The organism is uncultured Methylobacterium sp., from assembly GCF_964251405.1.
In the GTDB taxonomy this organism is placed as follows: domain Bacteria; phylum Pseudomonadota; class Alphaproteobacteria; order Rhizobiales; family Beijerinckiaceae; genus Methylobacterium.
The window spans coordinates 60487-63492 of the sequence record NZ_CAXUJR010000004.1; the positions used below are offsets into that span (position 1 = coordinate 60487).

2 protein-coding genes are annotated in these 3006 nt (G+C 62.5%); both read right to left on the minus strand.

Annotated features, from left to right (window positions below; translation table 11 throughout):
- Positions 1-165 precede the first annotated feature (165 nt).
- Entirely contained in the window at positions 166-768 is a 603-nt protein-coding gene (locus ACFE7U_RS01910; protein WP_375408043.1) for a c-type cytochrome, methanol metabolism-related, read from the minus strand.
- Positions 769-911: 143 nt separating this feature from the next.
- The gene (gene xoxF5, locus ACFE7U_RS01915; protein WP_375408031.1) at positions 912-2714 is read right to left on the minus strand and encodes a lanthanide-dependent methanol dehydrogenase XoxF5; all 1803 of its coding nucleotides are present in this window, start codon (positions 2712-2714) and stop codon (positions 912-914) included.
- Between the last annotated feature and the right edge of the window lie 292 nt (positions 2715-3006).

Consider the following 3006-nt stretch of genomic DNA (forward strand, 5'->3'; position numbering starts at 1 on the left):
CCTCCTTCCGATCGGAGAACGGCATGTTGCCCGGGTCACCGCAGACGCGCAGGACGTCGGGCGTCACGAGATCCGGGAGCGTCTGCGCGATCGCGACGCTCGGCGCTCCTGTCGATACCAGCAGGAGCGCCAAGACTGACGTTATCCGAGGGCGTAAGCACATCTTCAGCCGCCCAGGCATTCCTTCTCGGACTTCTTGGCGGCTTCCGGCTTCTCTTCCTTGTCGCTCGGCCGAATCCGAGGCATCGCGCCTGAAGCGCGGGCCTTCAGGTAAACGTACAGGTCGTCGGCGTAGCACATGACGTTCTTGTTATCGCCGAAAGCCGGCATCACGCTCTGGCCGCCCGCGCTGGAATTCTGCCTGCCGCCCGAGATGATACCGACGAATTCCTCGTAGGAGATCGTCTTGAGCGAGTCCCTGAGAGCAGGTGCGTAGGTCGAACCCATGGCATCGGGGCCGTGGCAGACATGGCATTCGGCATGATAACGGCGGTAGCCTGAATAGGCATACCAGTCGAATTTCTTGCCTTCATTAGTGATGTGATAGGTCGGTGCACCGTCCTTGTCGAAATACTTGCCGTCTTCCAGCTTCACGGCCTGATATTTCTCTAGGATTTTAGGGTCCTGGCCACCTGACTTGTCGTTCGGATCAAGCTGGTTGGCGAGCGCCGCATCGGCGGGCTTCGCGTCCTGCGCGTTGACAGCGACCGTCGCGACGGAGGCAAGTGCGACGAAAGCCAGAACTGGACGGATGACTGCTTTGCTCATGAAGTGCAACGACGTTTCTCCCAGGTCCATCACATCGGCCAACAAGGCCTGTGTTCGATCATTCTTGGGCTGATCTAATCATAAAGATGCCGGCGCGGAAACCCGCGCCGGCACCCTTAAGGTGGAAGGCTAAGTGCGACCGATTAGTTCGGCAGCGCGAAGACCGTGAGCTGACCACCGAGGTTGGTGTAGTTCGAGAGGGCGGCGTAGCCACCCACCGCGCCGAGACCGGCGTTCGGGTCGGTCAGGCCGGCCGCGAGGCCGATGCCGGCCCAGCCGCCGACACCCGACAGGATGCCGATGTGCTGCTTGCCCTTGTGCTGGTAGGTCATCACGTTGCCGATGATGCCCGACGGGGTCTTGAACTTGTAGAGTTCCTTACCCGACTTGGCGTCGACGGCCTTGAGGTAGCCCTCGAGGGTTCCGTAGAACACCACGTCACCGGCGGTGGCGAGAGCACCGGACCAAACCGAGAACTGCTCGGGCACCGACCAGGCGATCTTACCCTTCACGCCGTCCCAGGCGATGAAGTTACCCATGCCGCCGTGGCTGCCGGGGGCGGGGTACATGGCCAGCGTCGCGCCGACATAGGGCTGGCCCGGGGTGTAGGTCACCCGGAACGGCTCGTAGTCCATGCAAACGTGGTTGGTGGGCACGTAGAACAGGTTGGTCTTCGGGGAGAACGCAGCAGGCTGCTGGTCCTTGGTGCCCAATGCGGCCGGGCAGATGCCCTTGGAGTTGGTGTCCTCGCCGTTCTGCTCGGTCGAGAACTTGGCCTGGACGAGCGGACGACCGTAGGTCTTCGAGCCCTTGTCCATGTCGACCTTGGAGGCCCAGTTCACGACCGGATCGAACTTCTCGGCGACAAGCAGTTCGCCGGTGGCGCGATCGAGCGTGTAGCCGAAGCCGTTACGGTCGAAGTGGGTGAGGAGCGGGCGGTCCTTGCCGTCAACCTTCTGATCCGTGAGGATCATCTCGTTGATGCCGTCGTAGTCCCACTCGTCGTGGGGCGTCATCTGGTAGACCCACTTGGTCATGCCGGTGTCGACGTCGCGGGCGAAGACGGTCATCGACCACTTGTTGTCGCCGGGACGCTGCTTGGGGTTCCAGGTCGAGGGGTTGCCCGAGCCGTAATACATGGCGTTCAGCTTGGGGTCGTAGGAGAACCAGCCCCAGGTGCAGCCGCCGCCGGTCTTCCACTGGTCACCTTCCCAGGTGGTGGTGGAGGAGTTCTTGCCGACCGGCTTGCCGAGATGGGTGGTCTTCTCGGGGTCGATCAGGAGCTGGTCGTCGGTGCCGACCGAGTATCCGCGCCAGACCTTCTTGCCGGACTTGGCATCGTAGGCCGTGACGTGACACTGCACGCCGAACTCGCCGCCGGAGATACCGACGATGATCTTGTCCTTCACCGGCAGGACGGTCGCGGTGTTGGTCTCACCCTTCTTCGGGTCGCCGTTGACGACGGACCAGTTCACCTTGCCGGACTTGGCGTCGAGCGAGACGATCGTGGTGTCGGCCTGGTGCAGGATGATGGCGCCGTCGGCATAGGCGAGGCCACGGTTGACCGTGTCACAGCACATCACCGGGATGACGCTCGGGTCCTGCTTGGGCTCGTACTTCCACAGGATCTTGCCGTCCTGGTCGAGGTCGAGCGCATAGACGATGTTGGGGAACGGGGTGTGGACGTACATGACATTGCCGACGACGAGGGGGGAGCCCTCGTGGCCGCGCAGCACGCCGGTCGAGAACGTCCAGGCCACCTGCAGCTTGCCGACGTTGCCGGCATTGATCTGGTCGAGCTTCGAATAGCGGGTGTTGGCGTAGTCGACGGTCTGGAGCACCTGCTGGGCCGGGTCGGCCGTGCGCTTCAGGACGTCGTCGTTGGCGAAAGCCGGGGCCGAAGCCACCAGACCGGCGCCGAGTGCGAGAAGATGGACCGCTCTCATGCATTCCTCCGACAAGTCTTGACAGCCGTTATCCGCTCGTTTGAGCGGCGTATCCGGTGTGACCTGCTGTTTGCGACTGGGACTGGAGTTGGCTCCGGTGGCTTTACGCAAGTCCTTCGGGCAGCGCTTGTTTTCGCTGCCGTCCGGCCCCTGCGAGCCGAGTTCCGCTATCCCTTTGCGGCGCCCCTCAAAACCGAAGCTTGAATGAACTCTAAGAAAAAAACGGCCGGCGTCAACACGGTTCGCCAAGCTCCGATGCAATGGTGTGACAGTCCCTCCACCTGGTTCCGCC

Excerpts from the sequence above, each read along its gene's own strand:
- ACFE7U_RS01910 (WP_375408043.1), bottom strand. The coding sequence starts at position 768 with ATGAGCAAAGCAGTCATCCGTCCAGTTCTGGCTTTCGTCGCACTTGCC.
- xoxF5 (WP_375408031.1), bottom strand. The coding sequence starts at position 2,714 with ATGAGAGCGGTCCATCTTCTCGCACTCGGCGCCGGTCTGGTGGCTTCG.